18 protein-coding genes and 1 tRNA gene are annotated in these 22703 nt (G+C 42.4%); 5 read left to right on the top strand and 14 right to left on the bottom strand.

Translation table 11 applies throughout. From position 1 onward, the window contains the following. Positions 1-209: 209 nt before the first annotated feature. Positions 210-422: a hypothetical protein gene (locus DP114_RS00370; RefSeq protein ID WP_171975160.1), complete on the top strand. Its 213-nt coding sequence runs from the start codon at positions 210-212 to the stop codon at positions 420-422. On the opposite strand, the gene DP114_RS34245 is transcribed toward DP114_RS00370, so the two are convergent. Then, positions 398-694, bottom strand: coding sequence for a hypothetical protein (locus DP114_RS34245; protein WP_211178817.1), 297 nt, complete (start codon positions 692-694; stop codon positions 398-400). The genes DP114_RS00370 and DP114_RS34245 overlap by 25 nt on opposite strands. Next, positions 691-1443, bottom strand: a complete 753-nt coding sequence (locus tag DP114_RS00365) for a transposase (RefSeq protein ID WP_216669954.1) — start codon at positions 1441-1443, stop codon at positions 691-693. The genes DP114_RS34245 and DP114_RS00365 overlap by 4 nt, the downstream gene beginning before the upstream one ends. 351 nt (positions 1444-1794) lie before the next feature. Here DP114_RS00365 and DP114_RS34605 point away from each other — a divergent pair, with 351 nt between their 5' ends. Both DP114_RS34605 and DP114_RS34600 read left to right on the top strand, forming a co-directional pair. After that, a complete protein-coding gene (locus DP114_RS34605) occupies positions 1795-2736 on the top strand; it encodes a tetratricopeptide repeat protein (protein WP_246162980.1) in 942 nt (313 codons plus the stop codon). Between the two features lie 112 nt (positions 2737-2848). After that, entirely contained in the window at positions 2849-4279 is a 1431-nt protein-coding gene (locus DP114_RS34600) for a tetratricopeptide repeat protein (protein WP_246162965.1), read from the top strand. Between the two features lie 60 nt (positions 4280-4339). On the opposite strand, the gene DP114_RS00355 is transcribed toward DP114_RS34600, so the two are convergent. The 3 genes from DP114_RS00355 to DP114_RS00345 form a co-directional block, all read right to left on the bottom strand. Further along, positions 4340-6940 (bottom strand): CHAT domain-containing protein, encoded by a 2601-nt coding sequence (locus DP114_RS00355; RefSeq protein ID WP_171975159.1) that lies wholly within the window; start codon positions 6938-6940, stop codon positions 4340-4342. Positions 6941-6995: 55 nt separating this feature from the next. After that, positions 6996-8864 (bottom strand): ShlB/FhaC/HecB family hemolysin secretion/activation protein, encoded by a 1869-nt coding sequence (locus tag DP114_RS00350; RefSeq protein WP_370460832.1) that lies wholly within the window; start codon positions 8862-8864, stop codon positions 6996-6998. A 388-nt stretch (positions 8865-9252) separates the two neighbouring features. Next, a tRNA-Ala gene (locus tag DP114_RS00345) sits at positions 9253-9325 on the bottom strand. A gap of 85 nt (positions 9326-9410) precedes the next feature. Here DP114_RS00345 and trhO point away from each other — a divergent pair. Continuing rightward, the gene (gene trhO, locus DP114_RS00340) at positions 9411-10301 is read left to right on the top strand and encodes an oxygen-dependent tRNA uridine(34) hydroxylase TrhO (RefSeq protein ID WP_171975158.1); all 891 of its coding nucleotides are present in this window, start codon (positions 9411-9413) and stop codon (positions 10299-10301) included. Between the two features lie 126 nt (positions 10302-10427). On the opposite strand, the gene DP114_RS00335 is transcribed toward trhO, so the two are convergent. From DP114_RS00335 to DP114_RS00300, 8 genes are all read right to left on the bottom strand, one after another. Next, entirely contained in the window at positions 10428-10925 is a 498-nt protein-coding gene (locus tag DP114_RS00335) for a DUF427 domain-containing protein (protein ID WP_171975157.1), read from the bottom strand. Between the two features lie 215 nt (positions 10926-11140). Continuing rightward, on the bottom strand, positions 11141-12736 hold the full coding sequence (locus tag DP114_RS00330; protein WP_169267582.1) for a biotin/lipoyl-containing protein: 1596 nt from the start codon (positions 12734-12736) through the stop codon (positions 11141-11143). Positions 12737-12842: 106 nt separating this feature from the next. Next, on the bottom strand, positions 12843-15848 hold the full coding sequence (locus tag DP114_RS00325) for a peptidase domain-containing ABC transporter (protein ID WP_171975156.1): 3006 nt from the start codon (positions 15846-15848) through the stop codon (positions 12843-12845). A gap of 1058 nt (positions 15849-16906) precedes the next feature. Next, the gene (locus DP114_RS00320) at positions 16907-17557 is read right to left on the bottom strand and encodes an HAD-IA family hydrolase (RefSeq protein WP_169263727.1); all 651 of its coding nucleotides are present in this window, start codon (positions 17555-17557) and stop codon (positions 16907-16909) included. 79 nt (positions 17558-17636) lie between these two features. Then, complete coding sequence (locus tag DP114_RS00315; protein WP_171975155.1) at positions 17637-18833, bottom strand: NAD(P)/FAD-dependent oxidoreductase; 1197 nt, start codon at positions 18831-18833, stop codon at positions 17637-17639. A gap of 40 nt (positions 18834-18873) precedes the next feature. Beyond that, positions 18874-19446, bottom strand: coding sequence for a GNAT family N-acetyltransferase (locus DP114_RS00310; RefSeq protein ID WP_169263725.1), 573 nt, complete (start codon positions 19444-19446; stop codon positions 18874-18876). A 134-nt stretch (positions 19447-19580) separates the two neighbouring features. Next, a complete protein-coding gene (locus DP114_RS00305; RefSeq protein WP_169263724.1) occupies positions 19581-19835 on the bottom strand; it encodes a ChaB family protein in 255 nt (84 codons plus the stop codon). A 134-nt stretch (positions 19836-19969) separates the two neighbouring features. Next, on the bottom strand, positions 19970-20626 hold the full coding sequence (locus DP114_RS00300; RefSeq protein ID WP_169263723.1) for a DUF1345 domain-containing protein: 657 nt from the start codon (positions 20624-20626) through the stop codon (positions 19970-19972). A gap of 386 nt (positions 20627-21012) precedes the next feature. Between DP114_RS00300 and DP114_RS00295 the strand changes: the two genes are divergently transcribed. Then, positions 21013-21744: a TerC family protein gene (locus tag DP114_RS00295; protein WP_169263722.1), complete on the top strand. Its 732-nt coding sequence runs from the start codon at positions 21013-21015 to the stop codon at positions 21742-21744. A 69-nt stretch (positions 21745-21813) separates the two neighbouring features. Here DP114_RS00295 and ndk read toward each other — a convergent pair whose 3' ends face one another. After that, positions 21814-22263: a nucleoside-diphosphate kinase gene (gene ndk, locus DP114_RS00290; RefSeq protein WP_171975154.1), complete on the bottom strand. Its 450-nt coding sequence runs from the start codon at positions 22261-22263 to the stop codon at positions 21814-21816. Positions 22264-22703: the final 440 nt, after the last annotated feature.

Below are 22703 nucleotides of genomic sequence, written 5' to 3'. Positions count from 1 at the left end.
GGGCACTGCTTACGCTCCTAGTCATTGTTGTATCATGAATCGGCAGTGCCCACCAACGTTGGATTCGCTTGGTAAGGAGAGGGCTGCCCGTAAGGGCGGAGCAAGGTGATACGTAAGAATGCAACTTAGTGTGACCGTATTTTTCCGGAATACTAGGCAATACTATTGAAACTTAATAATATTGTGATTTATAACACCAGTGCCTGCCCATGAACGAACAGCGCCAGCAAGCTTATCTCGACTTGATTAAAAAACTGCTGAATTGCCCGAGTGAGGAAGAAGCAGAGATTTTACAGGCGAACCTTGATTTACTTGATGCTGAATTCTTGCTCATGCTGGAAGGCGTGGCGGAGTATATGTCACAGCAGGGGAATGAAAATGCTGCGAATTGGTTGACTCACATCTTGCACCTGGAAATATGAATGTCAAAACCACAACTACGTGCGAGGGGAGCTAAGCGTTCAATATCAAGTAAAAGAAGAGACACGACTATTTGGGTAAAAATTGATTCTAAGGCAGTTTGTGCAGCCTGACCCCAATCAGGTGGTGATCCAGACTGAATATGAAGATAAGTCCAATGAGCAATGAGGTAGGCAGTCAGAGAAAGAATCAGCCAGCGATACATGCCAAGGAGAGAACCCTGTCCAAAACGGTGCAAACCAAAACGTTCGCGAAGCGTGACCCTTTGGGTCATTGCTTTGCGGTTTTAAACCATCCCTCAATTTGCCAACGACGCTTACCCCACCACTTGAGAGTAGAAGCTTTAATGGGACGAGTAGACAAGACAAAACGTTTTTCAAGCTTGCCCTTATCGCGCTTTAAGTAATACCAAGATACGGTAACGGGAAACTTTAAACCAACCAAACGGACTTGTTGTCCCTGTTTGTGTAAATGTCTTAAAACTCTTCCATCAACTAATTTACGGTTAATAGCCACACCTGTAACCGCATGATATTTCAACTTGCGTACACCATGAAGAAATTCCACGCTCCCAAAAGCCGTATCAACCAAAATATTCACCCGAAAGCGTTCAGTTAAAGATTTAGGTAAACGCTTAACTAACCTGAGTCCTAGTTGAGCGGGTGAAGGTGTACCCTTACCTCTCCAAACACGGAAGTTCCAAGGTATGCGCCACTTTCCGACAACTAAATAAACTACTACTATATGCAGACCACGTTTACCGTTATAAACTCTTATTAAATCCTCAAAGTTTTTAAATTTACCCCGTTTTTCAAGAGTCGTTAGGTCAATGATAACCTGTAAAAATAGTTTACGTCCTTTCCCTTCTGCTGAAAAAACCTTTAAGCTCGTCTCTAATACATGGTTACGAACAATACGAATCATATCCCTTGTTGACCAAGGATTGATATTTAAAAACCGACTCAATGCACTCGGAGATTTGGTTTGAGAGTGTTCAGGTAAGGGATGCCCTTGCGCTTCCAAAAATCATCCCAGCATTGCATCAAGATTATCTTTTTGGTATTGCGTCGGCATTAACTCTTTGAGATTGTATACTAGCTTTTGGGCGTAGGTAAGCATTGTTCTTGCTATAAAAAATTCGATATTTCACGCCCTTTCTCTCATATTTTCTGCTATCAAAGCAAATTCCGTTTTTGAAATTAAAGTTAGCGCTGGCGCTCCGCGCTCGCCGTAGGCGATCGCACTACAGGATGACGCAAATAGTCATCCCTACATCTTGTATTTTTGGAAGCTTTTTATGTAAAATTACGGCTACTTTAAGTTTCTTTATCACTCTTATGTACTTAAATTATTGATTCATCTTCTGTTATATTTTTGTACTCCTTATTTGCCTTTTACGGGTTTGTTCGGTTAGGTGCAAGATGTGAGTTGAGAAATCTGGCAATTCAGTTGAGGGAAGCGTTGAATTTATCCTCACCAACTGCTGTGAACATTTCAGAAGAGGATTTACAAGCGCATCTGCAATTCTTGATGACGGTACTGCGAGCAACAGCAGAAAGTAGAGGTGATGCGCGGGTAGTTTACCCGTTACTGGCAAACAACACAAAATATCTCAATCTGAATTTAGTAGAAGTCTTGCGGCGTTGGGTGACAAATAGGCTGGCGAAAGTTCAGACAAATGACATACAATCCATCGCTGGATATATTGGCAATGTTAGTAATCTGATTCAGCAATTCCCCTTGGGTGACAAAGCCAGCAACATGGAAATTGCGATCGCTGGTTATGAAGCTATCTTAACCGTGTTCACCCGTGACGCCTTCCCCCAAGATTGGGCACACGCGCAAAATAATCTGGGGAATGCTTACTGTGACAGAATATTGGGCGAGAAAGCACAGAATTTAGAATTGGCGATCGCATCTTACACCAATGCTTTGTCCGTAAGAACCCGCGACGCTTTCCCGCAAGATTGGGCAGATACGCAAAATAATCTGGGGACTGCTTACTGTAACAGAATATTAGGGGAGAAAGCACAGAATTTAGAATTGGCGATCGCATCTTACACCGCTGCATTGTCCGTAAGAACCCGCGACGCTTTCCCGCAAGATTGGGCGACGACGCAAAATAATCTGGGGAATGCTTACCTTTACAGAATATTGGGGGAGAAAGCACAGAATTTAGAATTGGCGATCGCATCTTACACCAATGCTTTGTCTGTTAGAACCCGCGACGCCTTCCCGCAAGATTGGGCGGCGACGCAAAATAATCTGGGGGCTGCTTACCTTACAGAATATTGGGGGAGAAAGCACAGAATTTAGAATTGGCGATCGCATCTTATACCGCTGCTTTGTCTGTTAGAACCCGCGACGCTTTCCCGCAAGATTGGGCGGCGACGCAAAATAATCTGGGGGCTGCTTACCTTACAGAATATTGGGGGAGAAAGCACAGAATTTAGAATTGGCGATCGCATCTTACACCGCTGCATTGTCCGTAAGAACCCGCGACGCCTTCCCGCAAGATTGGGCGGCGACACAAAATAATCTGGCGGCTGCTTACTCTGACAGAATATTGGGGGAGAAAGCACAGAATTTAGAATTGGCGATCGCATCCTATACCGCTGCATTGTCCGTAAGAACCCGCGACGCCTTCCCGCAAGATTGGGCGGCGACACAAAATAATCTGGCGGCTGCTTACTCTGACAGAATATTGGGGGAGAAAGCACAGAATATAGAATTGGCGATCGCATCTTTCTCTGCTGCGTTGGAAGTTTACACCCGCCAAGCGTTTCCCCAAAACCATGCTGACACATCATTCAACCTGGGTATTGCTTACCAAGATGCACAACGCTTAACTGAAGCTTACACAACTTTTCATTCTGCTATTGAAACAGCAGAGTTGTTGCGCGGGGAAATTGTTTCTGGTGATCAAAGCAAACGCAAACAAGCAGAAGAATGGAACAAACTTTATAGGCGCATGGTAAAAGTTTGTTTGGAATTGGGCAACATCACTGAAGCTTTTGAATATGTTGAGCGCAGCAAAACCCGTAACTTAGTTGAACTTATCCTTGAGCGTGACCTAAATACCATTTTTCCTCCAGAAGTTGTTACTCAACTAGAACAACTTCGACGTGAAATTGCTAGTGGTCAGAATCAACTCCAAAATCACAAAGCCGAAAACCCAAAAGCCCTAGCGCAACATCTCCAGCAGTTACGAGAGAAACGCAAAGAATTACAAGACAGCTACCTCCCTATTGGTTATGGCTTCAATTTTGACCAATTCCAAGCAACTTTAGATGACCAAACTGCCGTTATCGAGTGGTATATCACCAGTGCAGGCATTGAGACATTCATTATCACGCGTGATAACCTCCAACGCTTGAAGACATCTAACCAAGCTGATGAGGAGAATGCTTGGATAAATTGGGTTAACGAGTATCTCACGGCTTACAATCAGCCAGAAAAAACTGAGTGGAAAAATAGTCTTGCCTCTCGCCTCAGTCGTCTCGCTGAAATTTTGCATTTGGAGGACATTCTCAAGCTAGTACCAGAGACTTGTTCGCGCCTTGTCCTCATTCCCCATCACTACCTGCACCTATTTCCTCTCCATGCACTTCCTTTGGCTAACGGCGATTTCTTATGCGATATTTTTCCTAACGGCGTAAGTTACGCCCCTAGTTGTCAACTGCTGCAACAGGTACAATTGCGACAACGCCCTGACTTTCAATCGCTGTTTGCTATCCAGAATCCTACAGAAGACTTATATCAAGATTATGAATGGGATTTAGGAGCAGTTGCAGCAATCAAAAAACAATTTGTTTCTTCTGAAATCTTGAAGCAAGCCAACGCTAAAAAATCAAGATAATAAAACTAAATTTTTTGGCTGGCTGGCTTCGCTTCGGACTCAAAGAAATAACAGGACAAATTAAAGCCAATTACCAATTAAAACATAAGCAGACCAAAAGCTAGGAGAACTGTAGTTAGGATGTTTCAATAGTTGTAGCTGAGCAAGACGCAAAGCTTGTGCTTTACTCATATTGGCGTTCTTCAACTGTGTGTAAAAAGCACCAACAAACTGTGCTGTTGATTCATCATCAATTTGCCACAAGGATGCGACTGTACTGCGTGCACCCGCTTTGAAGGCTGCACCAGCTAAACCTAAAGCTGCACGGTTGTCTCCGGCTGCTGTTTGGCAAGCACTTAAAACCAACAGTTGCACACCTTCTGGTTTTTTTTCATCCCGCGTACGAAGCATATTGTCGAAATCTGTAACGTTAATTGGACCATTGGCAGCTAAAATAAAAGTCTGATCAGCACGTGAACTAAACTGACCGTGTGTTGCCAGATGTAAAATGTTGAACCGAGTAGCATTCACTTTGCTTATCCAAGCTTGTTTGGTGAATTGCTGATCCAAAAGGCTGGTTGTTGATATTCCAGCTTGGGCTATCAAGTTTAACTCTGTCTTAATTGCAGGTAAGGGTGAAAATTGGCTATATCCCAGTGGCGGTTGAGTCAGCCCTGCGGTGAGAGCATTCAGCCGCCCCCGCGCTAGGGGTTTGGGATTTTGAAGTTGCAAACCTATGCTCAGGGCGATCGCATATTTCTCCACTAAATATTGCTTGCCATCGTAAAGTGCAGATAGCGGTATATTGCGCAACGCTCCATCTGGTATAAACACGAGGGTATTTACCCCACTTTTTTGCAGTTGAAACTCAATTGGTTTGATCAACCAATTATATACCTGTTGCGACTGGGTTTTGAATGCTTTAATCGCATATGGTTGGACAAGATTCTGCCGCAGTTCGCCGACAATTTTTTCCACTTCGGCTTGGCTAATCTTGGTGGTATAGTGTTGCAAGGGTTGTTTAGGGATTTTGACAATGACTTGAAGTTCGCCTTCAAGAATAATCGGGTAAAGAATAGCAGCAGTGGGGTTATCTCGATCTACCACTTTGTCGAGTAGAACTTTTTGACCGAGTAAGCAAGCTTGCCGGAAGAAATTGTCTAATTCTGCTAATTGTAATGCTTCAATTTGCTGACGAGCTTTTTCTAAATTTTTGTTATTAGGTTGTGTTTGTTGCTCTTTTAGAAGTAATTCCACTGATTGCCGATAAACAGGTTCTACACTGTCTCGAAAAGAGAACTGCACATCTTGTGTCACTGCTGCTAAGTCACTGCGCAAAGACTGAAGAGTGTCTACAGCACTATCGTAGGCTGCGATCGCTTTCTTTATATCTCCTTTTGCCTTGAGTAATCTTCCTAGTTGCCATTGCCAGCGATAAGCAATTTCTGGTGCGTGACTTGCCTGTGCTAATAGTAACGCTTGTTGCGTCAAATTTTGCGCCTCGGACCACTGCCCAGCTTTTTCGTACAAACCACCCAAACTTCCCAAAGCATATGCCTCTGATTGCTTGTCACCCAAATCGCGGGCTTGTTGAACAGCAGTAGTCAGCAGTTGAGTAGAGGAAGATGGGGTGAGTGTTTGTCCTCCTAACGCTTCGACTCCGCTCAGGGTTAGCTTCCCGAGACTATGAGCAAAGTTAATCCGAGCGTAGATAGCAGAACGAGTCAGGGGGAGTGTGTCGAGTTGGGGTTGAATCAATGGTATCAGAGTTTGCGCTTGTGCTAATTGTTGATTCTCAATCAGAAGAGTCAACTGATTGAGTTGCGCTTGGACTTTTGTCAGAGGTGAGGGAGATACTTGAACTGTTTTTTGATAAAATTCTATTGCTTGTTGTGTTTGCTGCTGTGTAGTGGCGTTATTTCCTAAACTAAAAAGACTTGCGCCGATCTGGGCTGGAGATTTCAGGCGTTGGGCAATTTCGAGACTTTGTTGTAAAGCATCTTGAGAATCTTTCAGTTTACCCACTACCTGAAGGACATCACCAAGCGATCGCAACCCCACTGTCTTTTCTAAAGAGTCTGGCTGTGATTGTAAAATTTTAGAAACATCTTCCAGGGTTTTTTCTGCACGACGGTAAAAACCTTGAGTTCGTAATGCTTCTGCTTGATTGATGCGCGATCGCACGACGCCATTTTTATCATCAATATTGCTATAAACCTTTTGCGCGTCCTGCCAAGTTACCAAAGCCTCTTGTGGTTGTCCTGTTACGAGTTGCAAACGACCTAGTATATCAAGACTTTGGGCAAGAACTTTAAGTTTCGGGTGTGCTTGTCCCCTGATCTGCTGCTGCGGATATCCTAAAATATTTAAGCTTTGTGCGATCGCCTGCTTTGCATCATTCCACGCACCAAGTTGTTGGTAAGCCAAACAAAGGTTACTCAAAGTTGCAGCAAGTCTGAGATTATCTCCTTGCGATCGGTATTGCAGAGCTTCTTGCTGCAATACCTGCACAGTTTCAGCATACCGTCCATTATCATACAGTACTTTTCCCTCTTGCTGTAAAGAAGTAGGAGCAGCAGGTGAGGCAGGAAGTTTTGCCAGCACAGGTGAACCAAGGACACACAACAAAGCGGTTATAACAGCCAAAACCAAGTAATACCGGATGAAATGGTGTCTCTTCATATACTTACTTCTTAAAAGAAGGAAGAAAACTAATAATTAATGACTCATAACTAAATCAAAAAGGATTAACAATGATAGAAAAATACAAACCGTTTTCCTGCCATGTATTTTTCTCCCCTGGGATGGAAATTATCGGAATACCCCAGTCAAAGCGGGCAGTCAGCCAGTTTTCAAGTTGTAGACGCAACCCTAACCCCCCAGAAACAAGTGTATTATCTTCTAGCTCCAAATTACTACCCTGTCTACCAGAACGGTTCCAGCCTGTGCCAACATCAAAGAAGGGGGTGAGTTGCAAAAGGTTATTGCGTCCAGAGAAGCGAACAATGGGAATTCGCACTTCAGCAGAAGCAAAGATACCATTGTCTGTTAGTAAAGCATCTTGGCGGTAGCCTCGGACACTTTCTATACCACCTAAGCTAAATTGTTCAAATGGAACAAGCGGTCGGTCTGCAAATTGTACGTCTCCTCTCAGTAATAACACGGTATCGCGAGCCAACAAGCGCACCCACTGTGCTTGTCCTCTCCAAGCCAAGAAACTATTGGCATCAAAAGCATCAAGTCCTAAACTGAACTGAGAACGAAAGGCAAGAACTTGCTGACTGCTGCGCTGGGTCCATTCTTGAAAAAAACGCACAGCACTAATCCGTGTTTTTCCTTCGTCATCTGCACCGAAAGCCCCCACCGCACTTGAAAAGGGAATTTCCCCATTGAGTAAACTGGCTTTGCTTTCACGGCGAGTTGCACTCACACCTAATGCCAATTCCTGAGTTGGAGATTGGATGATGGGCTGGCGTAGTGTGAGTTCGTAGTAGGTAGAGTCGGATTGAATATCAAGGACATTAAAAGGTCTTTCGATGATATCGCTATCAGAAAAGCCAAAGCTAAAGCTAACTGTGCCATTGCGGGCATTAAAAGGAACAGAGTAGCTAAAATCAAAAGCATTGTTACCATCAGTATTAGTATAACTAGCGATGACGCGATCGCCCCATCCAAAAAGATTGGCTTCGCTGACTTCGATTTGCCGACGGAAACTACCTACAGCCGGAGAACGCCCATTATCTAAGGCAATTTGTACGTTAAAAGTCTCTGCCTCTTTAACCTTCACTTCTAACAAATTTACCCCAGGACGCGAACCTGCAGATAGTTCAGCAGATAGGTTGCTAATTAAGGGATTGAGTTGCAAAAGTTGCAATGCTTCCAGTAGACGTTCTCGGTTCAAAGGTTTGCCTGTCGCTAGGGCAATGCGACTTCGCACGTAGCCAGGATTAAGTCTGCGTATCCCAGAGACTTTGATGTTCTCCAGATAACCCTCAACCACTCGTATTTCTACAATTCCTTCTTGAAGCTTCTGTGGTGGAATTAAGGCTCCGGATGTGATGTATCCTTTATCAAGATACAGTTGTGTGATTTTCGTTCGTACCTCGAATAATTCTGCAAGTGTAATTGGGCGGTTGGTGTATGGTGTCGTAATTTTGGCAAAATCTTTAGGGCTAAAGACTGTACTACCTGTGACTTCAAATTTTTTAACAGTGATGCTTTGAGAAACGTCACTAGGTATTGCCTGTTCGGGAGTGGTGGGTGTTGTGGTGGGTGGAGGAAGTAATTGATCTGGTGGTGGTAAGGGGGAAGGAGGCGCTTGTTCTGGAAGTGGCTGGGTAGAAGGCGGCTGATTATCGCGTTGTAGAGGCGCTTGGGGTGGAGTTTGGGCGCGTTGATCGTTTATTGGCGTTGTGTTGATAACTTGTGCTTGCAGTGGTTGTGCGATGGGCTTTGCCCCGCTGGGTGCCATACTCCCAAAAGCAGCCGCCCAAGGGGCGATAAGCCAAAGGCTTGACGCTACGCGTATCACAACGATGATTGGAACCAAACTCAAACAATACCAGTCTTTAGATAACCCTAAATTTTTGCAACTTTTAGTGAGCATGATAACAGGGAAGTGATGTGGGGGAACAAACAGAATTTAGTGCTAGTTTTTAGGCATCAACAATCAATGCCTGTGATTCGATAATTTTAGAGGAATCGGAGTTCTAGGGCAAAAATTAAAATGGTTATCGTTTATTTGTGAGGAACGACCAGAATTCGCGCTCTTTTCCTTTGTTTCGGATAAAAATGAGACAAGATGACAAAAGTCTTTTTGCAATCTTGTGAGAGTAAGTCCCAGCATGCTTGGCAGTGGTGTTGGGTAGAATACACACGAACTGTAGAGACGTAGCATGCTACGTCTCTACATTAAACAGAAGTTTGCACCTATTGATTTAGTTTTTCGAGTATCTGAAACTCGCAATTCTTGGATAGAATACAAAAGGAACTTATGGAGGTAAGGAGACTCGAACTCCTGACATCCTGCTTGCAAAGCAGGCGCTCTACCAACTGAGCTATACCCCCTTAATAGGTCAATGAATGGTCATTTATCTGAACGTTATTATTTTAACCTAATATTATTGTTTTGCGAAAGGGGATTTACGAAAAAATGACCATAGTTGTTGCAGCACTATATAAATTTGTTAAGTTGCAAGACTTTGCACAGAAACAATACCCTCTGCTTTCTTTATGCCAAGCCCATAACGTTAAGGGAACAATTCTATTAGCACCGGAAGGCATTAACGGTACAGTCGCAGGTTCTCGTCAGGCAATTGACTCAGTTTTGTTGTTTTTGCGATCGGACTCTCGCTTAGCAGACTTGGAACACAAAGAGTCTTATGCTGATGATCCACCATTTGACCGCATGAAAGTGCGTTTGAAAAAAGAAATTGTTACTATCGGATTGCCTGGAGTTGATCCCAATCAACAAGTGGGTACTTATGTCAACCCTAAAGATTGGAATGCTCTGATTTTGGATCCACAAGTCACCGTTATTGATACCCGCAACGATTATGAGGTGAGTATCGGAACCTTCAAAAAAGCCCAAAATCCTCAAACTGAATCATTCGGTGAATTTCCAGAGTATATTCGCAACCACCTCGATCCCAACAAGCATAAAAAGGTTGCGCTGTTTTGTACTGGGGGAATTCGCTGCGAAAAAGCTTCTTCCTTTATGCTGTCCCAAGGATTTCAAGAAGTTTATCACCTCAAAGGTGGAATTCTCAAATATTTAGAGGAAGTTCCAGAGTCTGAGAGTTTCTGGGATGGTGAGTGTTTTGTCTTTGATCAACGCATCGCTGTGCGTCATGGGTTAGAACCAGGTAGTTATGATATGTGCCCAAGTTGTGGACATCCGATTTCTGAGGGTGATAAATCATCTTCCAAGTACCAAGAAGGCGTTTCTTGCCCATCTTGTTTTGATACTCTTTCGGAGGATAAAAAGGCACGTCAACAGGAGAAAAAACGACAGTTGGATTTGGCTAGAAAGTTAAATCAGTGAACAGTGAACAACTACCTACGCAGTGAACAGAGGAAGCGATTTCTTGACTTCCCTTAACTTGGTAACTGGTAACTGGTAACTGATAACTGATAACTGATAACTGATAACTGATAACTGTTAAACACCTTACCATCCCCAACTTCCGGGTTCACCTTTAAAAGGTCCAACAATATCACTGGTGATCCAACCACCGTAGAAATTCCCTGGTTGCGGTTGTACTTTTTCTCCATTAACGTAACAAGCATCCATAACATGAGCATACAAAGCAATATAATCTTTAATTGATGCAAAGGCAGGTGTAGGATTGGGATAGAACCATGCAACGTTCTGGACTTCTTTCTCACCGACACGAATTGTGTAGTAACCAGCGCGTCCTTTCCACTCACAAAAACTAGATTGTGGTGTCAGCAAGAAATATTCCATTTTGATATCCTCAGGCGGGATGTAGTAACTAGGTGGATGGCTGGTTTCTAAAACACGCTTAGCATGGTGAGTGTCTGCAATAGTAACACCGTTAAAAATGATTTGAATATGTTTATTAGTATCCTCAAGCCGAGGTGGACGAGGATAGTCCCACACTGATTCTTGTCCGGGACCTGGTTCAATGCGTTGGGGTCTAAACATTTTGGATTGTATAATTAGATCTCGAATCACAGATTAACACAGATAAATCATCGTTAATCTGTGATTTGATTTTCAAGCGAGCCTTGTACGGGAAGAACCCACAAACCTTGCCATAAAAAAAAGATTTTTCCTTTGTGAGTTGGTGAGTCAGGAGTTCCTATACAGTGCAAGGGCGCAGCCCGTTCTATTTTCAAGCTAAGTCTATTTTGATTTGCTTAACGAACTTGTTTAAGACTGTCAACTTCCTTCGTAAACAACTCAGTAAATAAACTCATAACAGTCCGTTCTTCTCGAACTTTGATATTCGCGTTAATACCCATGCCTGACTGCAAAGATAATTTTTTACCACGAGCATTGAGAGATTGTTGTGCTAAACGGATTTTTACTGGAAAACGATAATATTGGTGTGTTTGATCTGGTGGTAATGCATCTGAACCAATCGAAATGACTTCTCCTTTAATATCACCAAACTCGCTGTAAGGAAAAGGATCAAGTCTGACATCAGCTTTCATTCCTTCCTTAACAAAACCAATATCTTTGTTCGTGATAAAAGCTTCTGCAATAAAGTTCTCGTTTGGTACAATTGTCAAGAGCTTCTGACTGTTGTTTGCCACAAAACCAGGATTTTTAGCTTGTAAATCAAAAACAACGCCAGAGACAGGAGCGTGAATCTCTTGGTATTTAATGTTTGTTTGCGCTTGTAATATCTTGCTATTTACATCAGCCAATTGCTTATCATTCTCAAGCAGAATTCTAGAGATTTGGCTATCAATTTCGGCAACACGCTTACTGTTCTCAGCTATTTTTTCCTGGACATTTTTACCAGAAACAGCGATTGTATTTGTTGTCTCTTGCTGTCCCTGTTGAATTTCATACTTCAGGCGTTGATCTTCTTTAACAAATTGTGCGGCTTGTGCTGTCAGATTTTGGACTTGTTTTTTTTGTTGTAGATATTGAAGCTGAGCGATCGCTCCTTCTTCTGATAGGAGCTTCATTCTATCTAAAATCAGTTGCTCAATTGCTAAACTTGCTTTGGCGTCGCCAAGTTGAACTTCATTTTGAGCGAGTTTCTGCTTGCTTTGTTCGACTTTTAATTGCGCCGCTGCAGAACGAGAATCTAATTCTTTTTTCGCCATTGCTAAACGTTCTTGTTCCTCTGTATTAAAACCTGCAACAGCGCCAGTGTTTTTAAATTCCTTACGCAACAGTTCATTTTCTGCTACTAATGCTGCTCGGTTTTTTAAAAGAAAAGCAGCTTCTCTAGATAGTTTACCTCGTAAAAATTCCATTTCAGCCGCACTACTAGAACCAACCTGTATCAAACGGCGGTAAAGCTGATTTTCTTGCATCAAGGAAGTACGAACTTTTCTCAAAGAATTTAATTCACCATTAGTCGTGACAGAATCAAAAATCAGCAGTAAATCTCCAGGCTTGACTTTTTGCCCATCTTTAACATAAACTGCTTTCACCACTCCACTAACTGGAGCTTGAATGTCTTTAACTGCTCCTTGCGGCTTCAATTGACCATCTGTTGCAGGAACAACTTGCTCAATTTTGGCAAAGTATGCCCAACCAATTCCAAAACAGGCTAACACCATTAATGTGATCATGATACTCCGTGACCAAAATGGAGATTGGCGTAGCACAACAGATTCTTCTAATGCTCCAAAGTTCTGCCGTTTGAAATCTGTTTCAGATGTTTTAGGAGGCTTAAATTGGGCAGTAAGTATTTTTGAATCGGAAGACTTTTTACTTTTTTGAGACGTTCCGTTACCGTTATGACCATTAAAGCGATTATCAAAATCAGTCATGGTATTTACCTGGGAATGAGGATAAAGATGACGAAAAGGAGAAACAATTAAAAATCATAAATTATGAATCAAATGTATTTGATACTATCATAATTTATGATTTTTCTTACAGTTGGACTTCTTGTTGATTATAGAGGTAGAAATAATGACCTCTCAAGGCCATCAAATCATCATGGCTTCCTTGTTCTATAACTTTACCACCATCCATCACCACAATAATATCTGCATTCCTAATAGTGTTGAGACGGTGGGTGATAAAAAACACTGTGTTCCCCTTGAATGTCTCTGCTAAATTCAGACAAACTTGCCGTTCGGTAGGGTAATCTAATGCGCTCGTTGCTTCGTCTAAAACTAATAATTTTGGTCTTTGTAAGACAGAACGAGCAATAGCTATTCTTTGTCTTTGTCCACCAGAAAGTCCAGCCCCTCTTTCGCCCACTCGCGTATTATAACCATTGGGCAAGTTCATAATAAATTCGTGTGCTGCTGCAACTTTTGAAGCTTCAATAATTTCCTCAGTTGATGCATCAGGATTGGTCAGAGCAATATTTTCCTGAACCGTTCCATCAAATAACAGCGTCTCTTGAGGAACGACACCAAGCTGTCGTCGTAGAGAATAAAGTTCTACTTTGGCAATGTCGTAATCATCAATTAAAATTCTACCAGCTTCGGGTTCGTAAAGTCGCAGTAGCAACTTCATCATTGTACTTTTACCCGAACCGCTTTGCCCGACTATTCCAACAAATTTACCGGCAGGAAAATTAATAGTAACATTGCAAAGTTGCAATGGGCCATTGTTTGTAAAGCGGAAAGCAACATTGTCATATTTCACTGATCCAACCACCGGAGGTAATGTGATATTATCGCGGTCTTTCTCTGCTTCTTGTGGCGTATCAACAATATCACTTAAACGCTCTAAAGATAAGGCAGTTTCTTGGAAGTTTTGCCAGAGTTGAGCTAATCGTAATATGGGGCTTGTAACGTAACCTGAAATAATCCTAAAAGCAATTAATTCTCCTAAGCTCAACTCTCCTTCAAGTACCAAATACGCTCCCACCCATAAAACAAGTAAGCTACTGAGTTTATTGAAAAAGTTACTTGTTGAATTGGCTAGAGTCGAAGTGACCACAGTTTTAAAGCCAGCCCCCACATACCGAGCATAACGCTCTTGCCAAGAAAAACGCGCTCGTAACTCAATATTTTGCGCTTTTACTGTTTGAATTCCTGACATCACCTCAACCAAATAAGATTGAGTTTCGGCATTGCGTTCGGCTTTTCCTCGTAGTTGTCTGCTCACCGTAGGAGATGCAACCATAGTAATCGCAATAAACACTGGAATTGTAATCAAACCAACAAAGGTTAATTTCCAGCTATAAATTAACATCACGATGATATAAACCACCGAGAAAAGTGCATCTAAACCTACGGTTAAAGCAGTCCCAGTCAAAAACTGACGAATATTCTCTAATTCATTGATGCGAGTGGAAAGTTCCCCCACAGGTCTGCGTTCAAAATAACGTAGCGGTAAACGCAGCATATGGTCGATAATTTCTGATCCCAAACCCATATCAATGCGGTTGGTTGTATCCACAAATAAGTAAGTCCGCAAAGTCGTAAGCACTGCTTCAAACAGACCGACAACTAATAACAAAACACCCAAAACGTGCAGAGTACTGATACTGTTTTGGGTAATAACTTTGTCGATAATCATCTGAACGACCAGAGGATTTGCCAGTGCAGCCAATTGTACGAACAAGGAAGCAACAAAGACTTCTATCAAAACTCGGCGATAACGCGACAAATAAGGAAGAAACCACTGTACACCAAAGCGTTGCTGAGGGGTTGCTGGTGTGGAAGACAAGAGCAAGACTCTAAACTGAGGCGGGTAAGTGCTTTCTTCGACTTCTAACTGGTTGATAAACTCAGCGGGTTTAAAGCGTAGAATTCCCTTCGATGGGACACCAACAACAATATTGCGCTCACTTGTTTCATAGAGAACAGCATAGCTTTCACCATAACGAATCAAGGCTGGTGTGGGTATGCGCGTCACAGCAGAAGTGGGGATATCCACCAACTGTACTTTTAATCCTGTTAACTCTGCCAGGTAAGCACATAGCTGAAACGATATCACACCCTGACGGCTCATCTGGTCGTTGAAAATGCGGCGAACCACTTCCCGTCGAAACGGCATTTCCAAGTGTTTGGCTAACATTTGAAAACAGGCGATCGCCGAATTGAGTTGTCCCCTACCCCCATAAAAAGGATATTTTCTAGTTTTATGTTTTTCTTGCGCTTGCGAGGGTTGTGGTGGTATTTCTTCGTCCGCTGCGTATGGAATCTCTAAGTCTGTTGTCTGTGACTCACTCTCGTCTATTGGATACTGTTGTCTGTCTATACTGTCTAGCAGTAAAATATCAGACCTGAGCATTCCCAACAACCGCGCCGGAGTATTCCCCTGTACCTCAATTGTCTGATGCAAATCACTCAATTCCAATCTGGAACCCACAGAGAAGCCCTTGACTGTTCCACCGCCACTGACAAACCAAATATAATCGTTATCTGGTTGATTTAATAAAGTTTTTCCTGGTGGCAGGTTATGTACTTTTGCTCCAGCCCAAGCGTCTTGAGTCAGTTCTTTGAGTTTAGTGCTGCCTAAAGCTTGTACTTCCTTTTGAAGAGTAAGGATATCAAAAACTTCCATCAAATGACAGCGGTTTTGACGAGCCTGTGCAAAAGCTGGGTACATCGCGAGTAAGCGTAAATACTCCGCTGCACTCAATGTTATACAGATAACTTCGTTGGAAGCAATTGTGATCTCGCACGCAGTTTGCCGTAATAGACTAATTTCGCCCAAAACTGCTCCTGGTTCCAGCAAGTTCAACGTCGTTGGCATATTTGTACGTGGATCATATGCCAACAGACGAGCTTTGCCTTCATAAATGATTGTGACTCGATCAGGAACTTGTTCTTTACCGATAATCTTTTGACCTATACGGTAACGCAAAGGTTGCAGCTTTTGTGATACAGAGGCGATGACCTCAGGTGGTAAGCGATCAAAACCCTCTAGGGTAGCGACAAATTCTTGGAAAGCAGAGATCTTACTGTAGACCATATCACATAAAATTGGGGATTAAGAGTTCAGAGTAAAGAAGAAATCTAATTTTTCTAAGTATTCTAAGTATATACACCCAAAAACCTGCTTCCGAAAAAGCTCATTTCGTGAAATAATATTTTCTTGTGGCTTATCGTATACGCCCATAAGGCACGTTACCATAAATTATACTAAAACAAACTAAGTTAAAATACCTTAGAAATATTAACTTCTACTACTAAATCTATCATCTATGCAATTTCAGACTATTATATTTGCCAGTTATGCACGGCCACTCACTTTTGGCACAAAATCTCAATATATACTTTGCATAGGCTAAATAAATGCAGTTTTTTCCATCAGTAGTAGCAAAACTTCTGTAGCAGTCAGCTTTTTCTTAGCTAATTGTAAAACTAGAGACATCTCATGACTTCCTAGCCTTACTATTTTGAGTTATATCAAGTTCGTTTGATTACTTATCATGCTGAAGAACCTCACCCCGCCAAAGCTGCGCTTCGGCTCCCCTCCCCTTGCTAAGGGGAGGGGATAAAGGGGTGGGGTGCAGTCAACGTGGAAATCATAACTAATTACCCGAACATGATATTACCACTATTGCAGATTATCTCAGATCGGAGATCACTAAAATATAGATACTATATTATGAATAGATTAAAGTTACATAAATGATTATTTTTTGGTTTGATTTGTCTTTTTTTTCTTTACTTAAAGTTTTTTTAATGAAAATTTTCTTTAATTCTATTTAATAAACTTGCAGATTTAGCAGTAATTCTTTATAAATTTCCTTAGTCGTTCAATAAAAATTTATATTTTGTTATATCATTTGTTAATGATATAGCAATCACAAATAGTTTGTGAATAATCCGCGGGGTTCGCAATCGACGGGAAGCGGAGCCACTCCGTTGGGCGGGCAATGCCCGACTTGAAGGAAGTGGCGTCCAAGACTGCGACCCCCTCACCGCTAGCCACAAGAGGGGCGCGGAGCTAACGCGCTTGGCAGATTTTTCAATTGTTGTGATCCAACCCTCAAGCTTTGCGCTTGGTAGGGAGGATGTCAACAATTAATTCTGACGATTTATCCAAATGCCTCTTAGCCCAGCTCCCCTCGCTCCGTGATAATCTTCTGTGAGACTGTCACCAATGTGCCATGCAGCCTCTGATGAACACTTATGTTTTTCCAAAGCTATGGCAAAGATTTTGCTATCAGGTTTGGCAGCACCTGCTTGAGTGCAAATAGTGATAGACTCAAAAAACTCTCTGATCTCCAAACTTTGTAACACTGAGTAAATACGGGAATCGAAATTCGATAGTATTCCCAGTTCTATTCCCATCCGCCGCCAGCTAACCAAAGCTGGCAAGACATCGGGATAGATAAACCACGGATTAGCTGTACCAAAGTGAATATAGAGTTCACTAAAAAAAGTCGAAAAATCAGAAAACTTCTGGATAACACCTGCTTGTTCAAAAGTGTTTTGCGCAATGTCAAGCCACCAATCAAACTCGCGTTGGGGAATGTCTTGTTCCTCTGCATCTGGAAATACTGGGGGTAGCGCAGCTTTAAAACTCTGTATAAATGTTTTGTTTAAAGTATCAGCAGAAACTTCGACTCCAAACTCCTGCGCTATCTGAGTGTAGATTTCTCCTACACTGCCTTTCACCCCAAAAAGTGTGCCAACAGCATCTAAAAAGATAACTCGCGGTTTTTCCTTCATAAACTATCACTGACTCGCTATTAGCTATCTACCTATCTCCACTGACTCAAACAGTCCTGTATCCCAAGTATGTAATTTTTTATTTTCTATAAAGTGTCTCTACAATCGGACGAGTAAGCCAGTTAAAACCAACTTTGAGTTTGTGATCTAAGGTTGGTAGCCGATAAAGGTAGGCAAGACGACGCGCGACGTATGCTAACGAACCTTCTAGTTTGATGCCTAAACCAGTCAGGGTGGCACTGTCTATTCCCAATGCCATCATTTCACCTAAGAACTGATAGCGGAAGGGAAGCAAAGGGCGATTTGTCAAAGTTGCCCAAATGTTCCAACCAACGTAATCTGCTTGTTGGAAAGCAGCCTGTGCTGTTCCAGGGACTTGCTTACCTTCAGCATCTAGGCAATCTGCTAAATCCCCCAAGGCAAAAATCTCGGGATGATCGTGGACTTGGAGAGTTGATGTAGTGCTAATTTGACCACGTTGATTTTGTTTGACAGGCAGGTTTCGTACCACGGGTGATACCCGCGTTCCCACTGTCCAAATCACCAAATCCACAGGAATTGTGTCTACTTGATTCTTGTACTCTAATGAGATGCTGTCTTGAGCAATTGCTTCTACCTTAGTTTCTAAATCGAGAAACACACCCCGTGCTTCTATTGCTTTGTTAGCTGCTTGTCTGTTGAAGTCTGGCGAGGTTCGCAAAATTTGGTCAGATATTTCAATCAGCCGAAATCGTCCTCTTTCCCCAAGTCTATCTGCTAGTTTGCAAGCTAACTCTACACCACTGTAACCAGCACCAACTATAGCTACCCTGATTTTATCTGCATCCGATTCTTCTAAAACTCGCAGGCGTTCTTCCAAACGATACGCATCTGCAATAGTCCGAAACGAATAGGCGTAAGATGTTGCTCCAGGGACAGTATCCAACGGTGTTTCGCCACCTAGCGCTAACACCAATTGATCATAGGAAATTTCTGGTCCATCCTGTAAATGTACACGTTGCTGGTCTATGTCAATTTTTGATACAAAACCTTGACAAAAACGAACACCTGTAGTGACCAAAAGTTCTTGATAAGGTGGGGCAATTTCCCAGGTTTGCAATTCCCCAGTCAGAAGTTCGTACAGAAGAGGAGAGAAAACAAAGCGATCGCTGTGATCCACCAGAACTATTTCGGGTCTTTGCGAAGGTTCCCAAGGAAGCTGGCTCAAGCGCAGAGCAGTATGGAGACCACCAAAGCCTCCACCAAGGATACAGATTCTAGCAGGTTGTTGAGTCATCGGTAAGCGCGGAAGGTCAATGCCAGCGGGGTAATTTCTTTCAGTGTACTGATTTCTTGTGGTTTGTCGCCATTAACCAGCAATCCCAGCACTTTCCTTCGTGAAGTTCATGTTCTGGTAATATTTTTAGCTTGACAAAGCCGCATTTTTCATAGCAACGGATAGCACGAGTGTTCCACACATGTGGGTCGATTACAACTTTGCGGGCTTGCAGTTGTTCAAAAATATAGTTTAGAGCCAATGAAACTACTTTTGTGCCAATTCCTTGGTTCCAATATTGGATTTCTCCTATAAATAAGTCAATCGCATAAACATCTTCAGTTTCTTCCAGACAATACATTTGCCTCTCTGTATCAGATAAGTCGTTGAGGGCACAATACTGCAAGTAACCAATGGGAGTTTTTTGATTGTAAAACAGGCAAGGGATAACTGGATCATCTCCCCTGACCATAGGCTGGTAAGATTCTATAATTCTGTCTAAAGGAAAGGGATTATCTCTCCCTTCGTAATATTTCAATACTTTCTCATCAGTCAGCCATTTTGCCATCAACTCATAATCTTGTACATCGTCTTGCATACGACGAATAGAGATTTCGTGTTTTGTGACCTGCATATCTATAATACTTTGGCAACTTGTATTACTTTCATCTGATGTATTTTGCAATCATTTTTAAACCTAGAAATAAGCAAAAGACGGTTTGTCTTTAATACAAACCGCCGGAAATTTAAAACCAACGCAAAAAGAACTTAGTTGCCACCTTGGGTAATAGCTTTGTTGTGTTGAGCGGTAACTTCGCCCCTTGCATGCCATTTGCCATCTGAACCTTTCTCGTACTGGTTTTTTACGCTATTCCAAGCAACTTCATAGGCACCCTGTTCACTGAAACCGTCACTTTGAGCTGCATTGAATGCTGCAACAAAAATTTGCTTTCCTTCTTGAGGAACTTCTTGCAGTTGGTCTTTTAGTTCTTGAGATAATTCATCTATGTTGTTAACAGGCATAGATCCACTCCGATTGCTTATGTTTGTGTTCATCCTAAGAACTCAAAGGCAAGGTTTTCCTCTTTCTATAAGTAGAGATACAAAATTTTTATATGTTTAACCTATACTTTTAGCATCGGCTTAAGAAACCTGATTTAAATCAGGGCGGCAATGATATTGATACTCATAGCCAAAATACTAGTATTAAAAAAGAAGGATAAGATCCCGTGTAGCAAAGTCAAACGCCTCATTGAACGTGATATTGTCTGGACATCTGAGACTTGACTAGTCATGCCAATCACAAAAGAAAAATATAGAAAGTCCCAATAATCTGGTTCTTCGTCATTGGGAAAATCTAAACCACCAGCTATTTGCTCTGTATTACTATTGCTAACTTGATAATAAGTACGCGCGTACTGCATGGCAAAGATAGTATGTACTAATAACCAAGAGCTGATAATCGTCATCACAGCCAGCGTGACGTGTAGGGTTAGTAAAATAGTTGACAAACTTTTTGTATTACCAGTCAGCAAGAACCCAATCGCTAAAACACTTGCACAAGCAGAAGCGATAATTAAGGTTAAAATAGCCACACGTCCTTGATATTCAAGTTGCGCGAAACGGCGCATCTTTTGTGGAGTTGTCCTGAACATTATCCACCAAGTCAAGCCTAAGAAACAGTCAGCGCCTAAGTTCCAAGCACAGAGAGTGCGCGTAGGTAAGCGCAGCCAAGACGGCAATAGTACGCAGACTAATACTCCAATAGCAACAGAGATAATCAGTCGGTGCCGAGAATCAGAGTTTTTTAACAATTTTTTAAGTCCAACCCAAAAATGATTGTTGGTAATTGAATCCTACCAACTCAGTTGACTCGAAAAAGTAGTTGAGTTAGAGGATGTTTGAAAAGTCTGATTTCAGACTTTTTCTTGGTAAGTATAAGTCGCATGACAGTTGCAGCAGATTGCACACAAGCTCTATTCCTTACGCAGTCGCAATCGCCGTGGCAAACGTCCGTGCATTACAAAGGCTCAGGTATTCCTTACTCGTCGGGTGCTCGCGTGCTCCCCGTAATCCTGATTCGCTTTGAGAATTTGCCATCCACACGTTAAGCTTAATAAAAGTAGCATTTTATTGCGCTTTGTATATTAAGATTGCGATTTGTGGTAATTTATGATTTTTGCTCTTTAAGAAAACTGGAATGCTAGATAGAATATTCGATTACCTTCAGTTTCATTTCAGCATTGAAGCACCGATAGTGCTGCTAGTGCTCGTCTTTTTAGAGGCAATACTGTCTGCTGACAACGCGATCGCTCTGGCTGCGATCGCCCAAGGACTAGAAGACAAGGATCTCGAAGATCGGGCGCTGAATATTGGTTTAGTATTTGCTTATGTCCTGCGAATCACCTTACTTCTAACAGCCACCTGGGTGCAACAGTTCTGGCAGTTTGAGTTACTAGGTGCAGGTTACCTTCTGTGGCTAGTATTCCAACATTTTACTTCCGATCAAGCCGATGACAATCAAGACCACGGTCCCAGGTTTAGTTCTCTGTGGCAAGTGATCCCGATTATTGCCTTCACAGATTTGGCGTTTTCTCTTGATAGTGTTACGACTGCGATCGCTGTTTCTAATGAAAAGTGGCTTGTGATTATAGGCACAACCATTGGTGTTGTGACTCTGCGCTTTATGGCAGGTTTGTTTATTCGTTGGTTAGATGAATTTGTCCACTTGGAGGATGCAGGTTATATGACTGTGGCATTAGTGGGCTTGCGATTACTGCTTAGAGTCGTGAACGATTCTTTGGTACCGCCAGAATGGTTCATGATTACTGGGATCGCCCTGATCTTGGCATGGGGATTTTCTAAGCGAACCCACTCAGAAGAAATAGAAGAACAAAATAAACCCGAAGTGATGGAAGGAAGTAGAGAGTAGGAGCCAGATGAGGGAGTCAAGGAGTGAGGGAAAAAATCCTTGACTCCTCATCAATTCTCGCTTCCTAAATTACTCGTGTAACCAAGGTGTTATGGTTGGTTGCCAAGAAACTAGTTCTTCTTCTTTAAACCACAGAGACACTTCCCGTTGTGCTGTTTCGACAGCATCGGAACCGTGGATCAGGTTGCGACCAATATTAATCCCTAAATCACCTCGAATTGTCCCTGGTTCTGCCGAAAGTGGGTTTGTTGCGCCAATGATTTTTCTGGCAGATGCGACAACGCCTTCGCCTTCCCAAACCATTCCTACGACTGGGCCAGAAGTGATAAAATCTACCAACCCAGCAAAAAAAGGTCTTTCTCGGTGAACGTCGTAGTGCTCTTGAGCCAATTCCTGACTAACTTTTAATAATTTCAAACCAACAAGGGTAAAGCCTTTCTCTTCAAAGCGACGGATAATTTCACCTACCAATCCACGTTGCACGCCATCGGGCTTAATTGCTAAAAATGTACGTTCCAAAACTATCTCCTCAAATTTACTGAATTTGTCTTTTGGCAGCCAGCGCTATGCAGGACTATCTCCTGCACCTTGGCGATTGGTGAGACAGCGCGCATGAGGAGGATCTCCAACGCCAGATACCTCTGTCGGGAAACCCTCCTATGGCACAAAGTGCCATGCTGCGCGAACAGTACTGGCTCCTCCGTAGGCGACTGCATTCGCGTAGCGTAGGCGTGCAGGAGATACCCGAAGGGATCTCCCGTTAGGCGTTCACCAATAGTGTGCCACAGGCATACCAGAAGGGTCGTTTGTCTTCTCTGATTTGTCAAGAATTAATGACAAATAGGAATGAGTTATGACCAATACTGACAATATCTCAGAAACTATCTCTAAGTGCATGTGCACATACAGACGAATACGCTAAATTGTATTTTCGTGGGTCTAACATCGAGGTCAGCGAA

The sequence above is a fragment of the Brasilonema sennae CENA114 genome, from assembly GCF_006968745.1.
Taxonomy (GTDB): domain Bacteria; phylum Cyanobacteriota; class Cyanobacteriia; order Cyanobacteriales; family Nostocaceae; genus Brasilonema; species Brasilonema sennae.
The sequence above is the reverse complement of the archived record's forward strand: the minus strand, read 5'-3'. Positions and strand labels throughout refer to the sequence as shown.

Bases quoted from the DNA above. Each gene is read 5' to 3' on its own strand.
- DP114_RS00370 (WP_171975160.1), top strand. From the start codon at position 210: ATGAACGAACAGCGCCAGCAAGCTTATCTCGACTTGATTAAAAAACTG.
- DP114_RS34245 (WP_211178817.1), bottom strand. From the start codon at position 694: ATGACCCAAAGGGTCACGCTTCGCGAACGTTTTGGTTTGCACCGTTTT.
- DP114_RS00355 (WP_171975159.1), bottom strand. From the start codon at position 6,940: ATGAAGAGACACCATTTCATCCGGTATTACTTGGTTTTGGCTGTTATA.
- DP114_RS00350 (WP_370460832.1), bottom strand. From the start codon at position 8,864: ATGCTCACTAAAAGTTGCAAAAATTTAGGGTTATCTAAAGACTGGTAT.
- trhO (WP_171975158.1), top strand. From the start codon at position 9,411: ATGACCATAGTTGTTGCAGCACTATATAAATTTGTTAAGTTGCAAGAC.
- DP114_RS00335 (WP_171975157.1), bottom strand. From the start codon at position 10,925: ATGTTTAGACCCCAACGCATTGAACCAGGTCCCGGACAAGAATCAGTG.
- DP114_RS00330 (WP_169267582.1), bottom strand. From the start codon at position 12,736: ATGACTGATTTTGATAATCGCTTTAATGGTCATAACGGTAACGGAACG.
- DP114_RS00325 (WP_171975156.1), bottom strand. From the start codon at position 15,848: ATGGTCTACAGTAAGATCTCTGCTTTCCAAGAATTTGTCGCTACCCTA.
- DP114_RS00320 (WP_169263727.1), bottom strand. From the start codon at position 17,557: ATGAAGGAAAAACCGCGAGTTATCTTTTTAGATGCTGTTGGCACACTT.
- DP114_RS00315 (WP_171975155.1), bottom strand. From the start codon at position 18,833: ATGACTCAACAACCTGCTAGAATCTGTATCCTTGGTGGAGGCTTTGGT.
- DP114_RS00310 (WP_169263725.1), bottom strand. From the start codon at position 19,446: ATGCAGGTCACAAAACACGAAATCTCTATTCGTCGTATGCAAGACGAT.
- DP114_RS00305 (WP_169263724.1), bottom strand. From the start codon at position 19,835: ATGCCTGTTAACAACATAGATGAATTATCTCAAGAACTAAAAGACCAA.
- DP114_RS00295 (WP_169263722.1), top strand. From the start codon at position 21,013: ATGCTAGATAGAATATTCGATTACCTTCAGTTTCATTTCAGCATTGAA.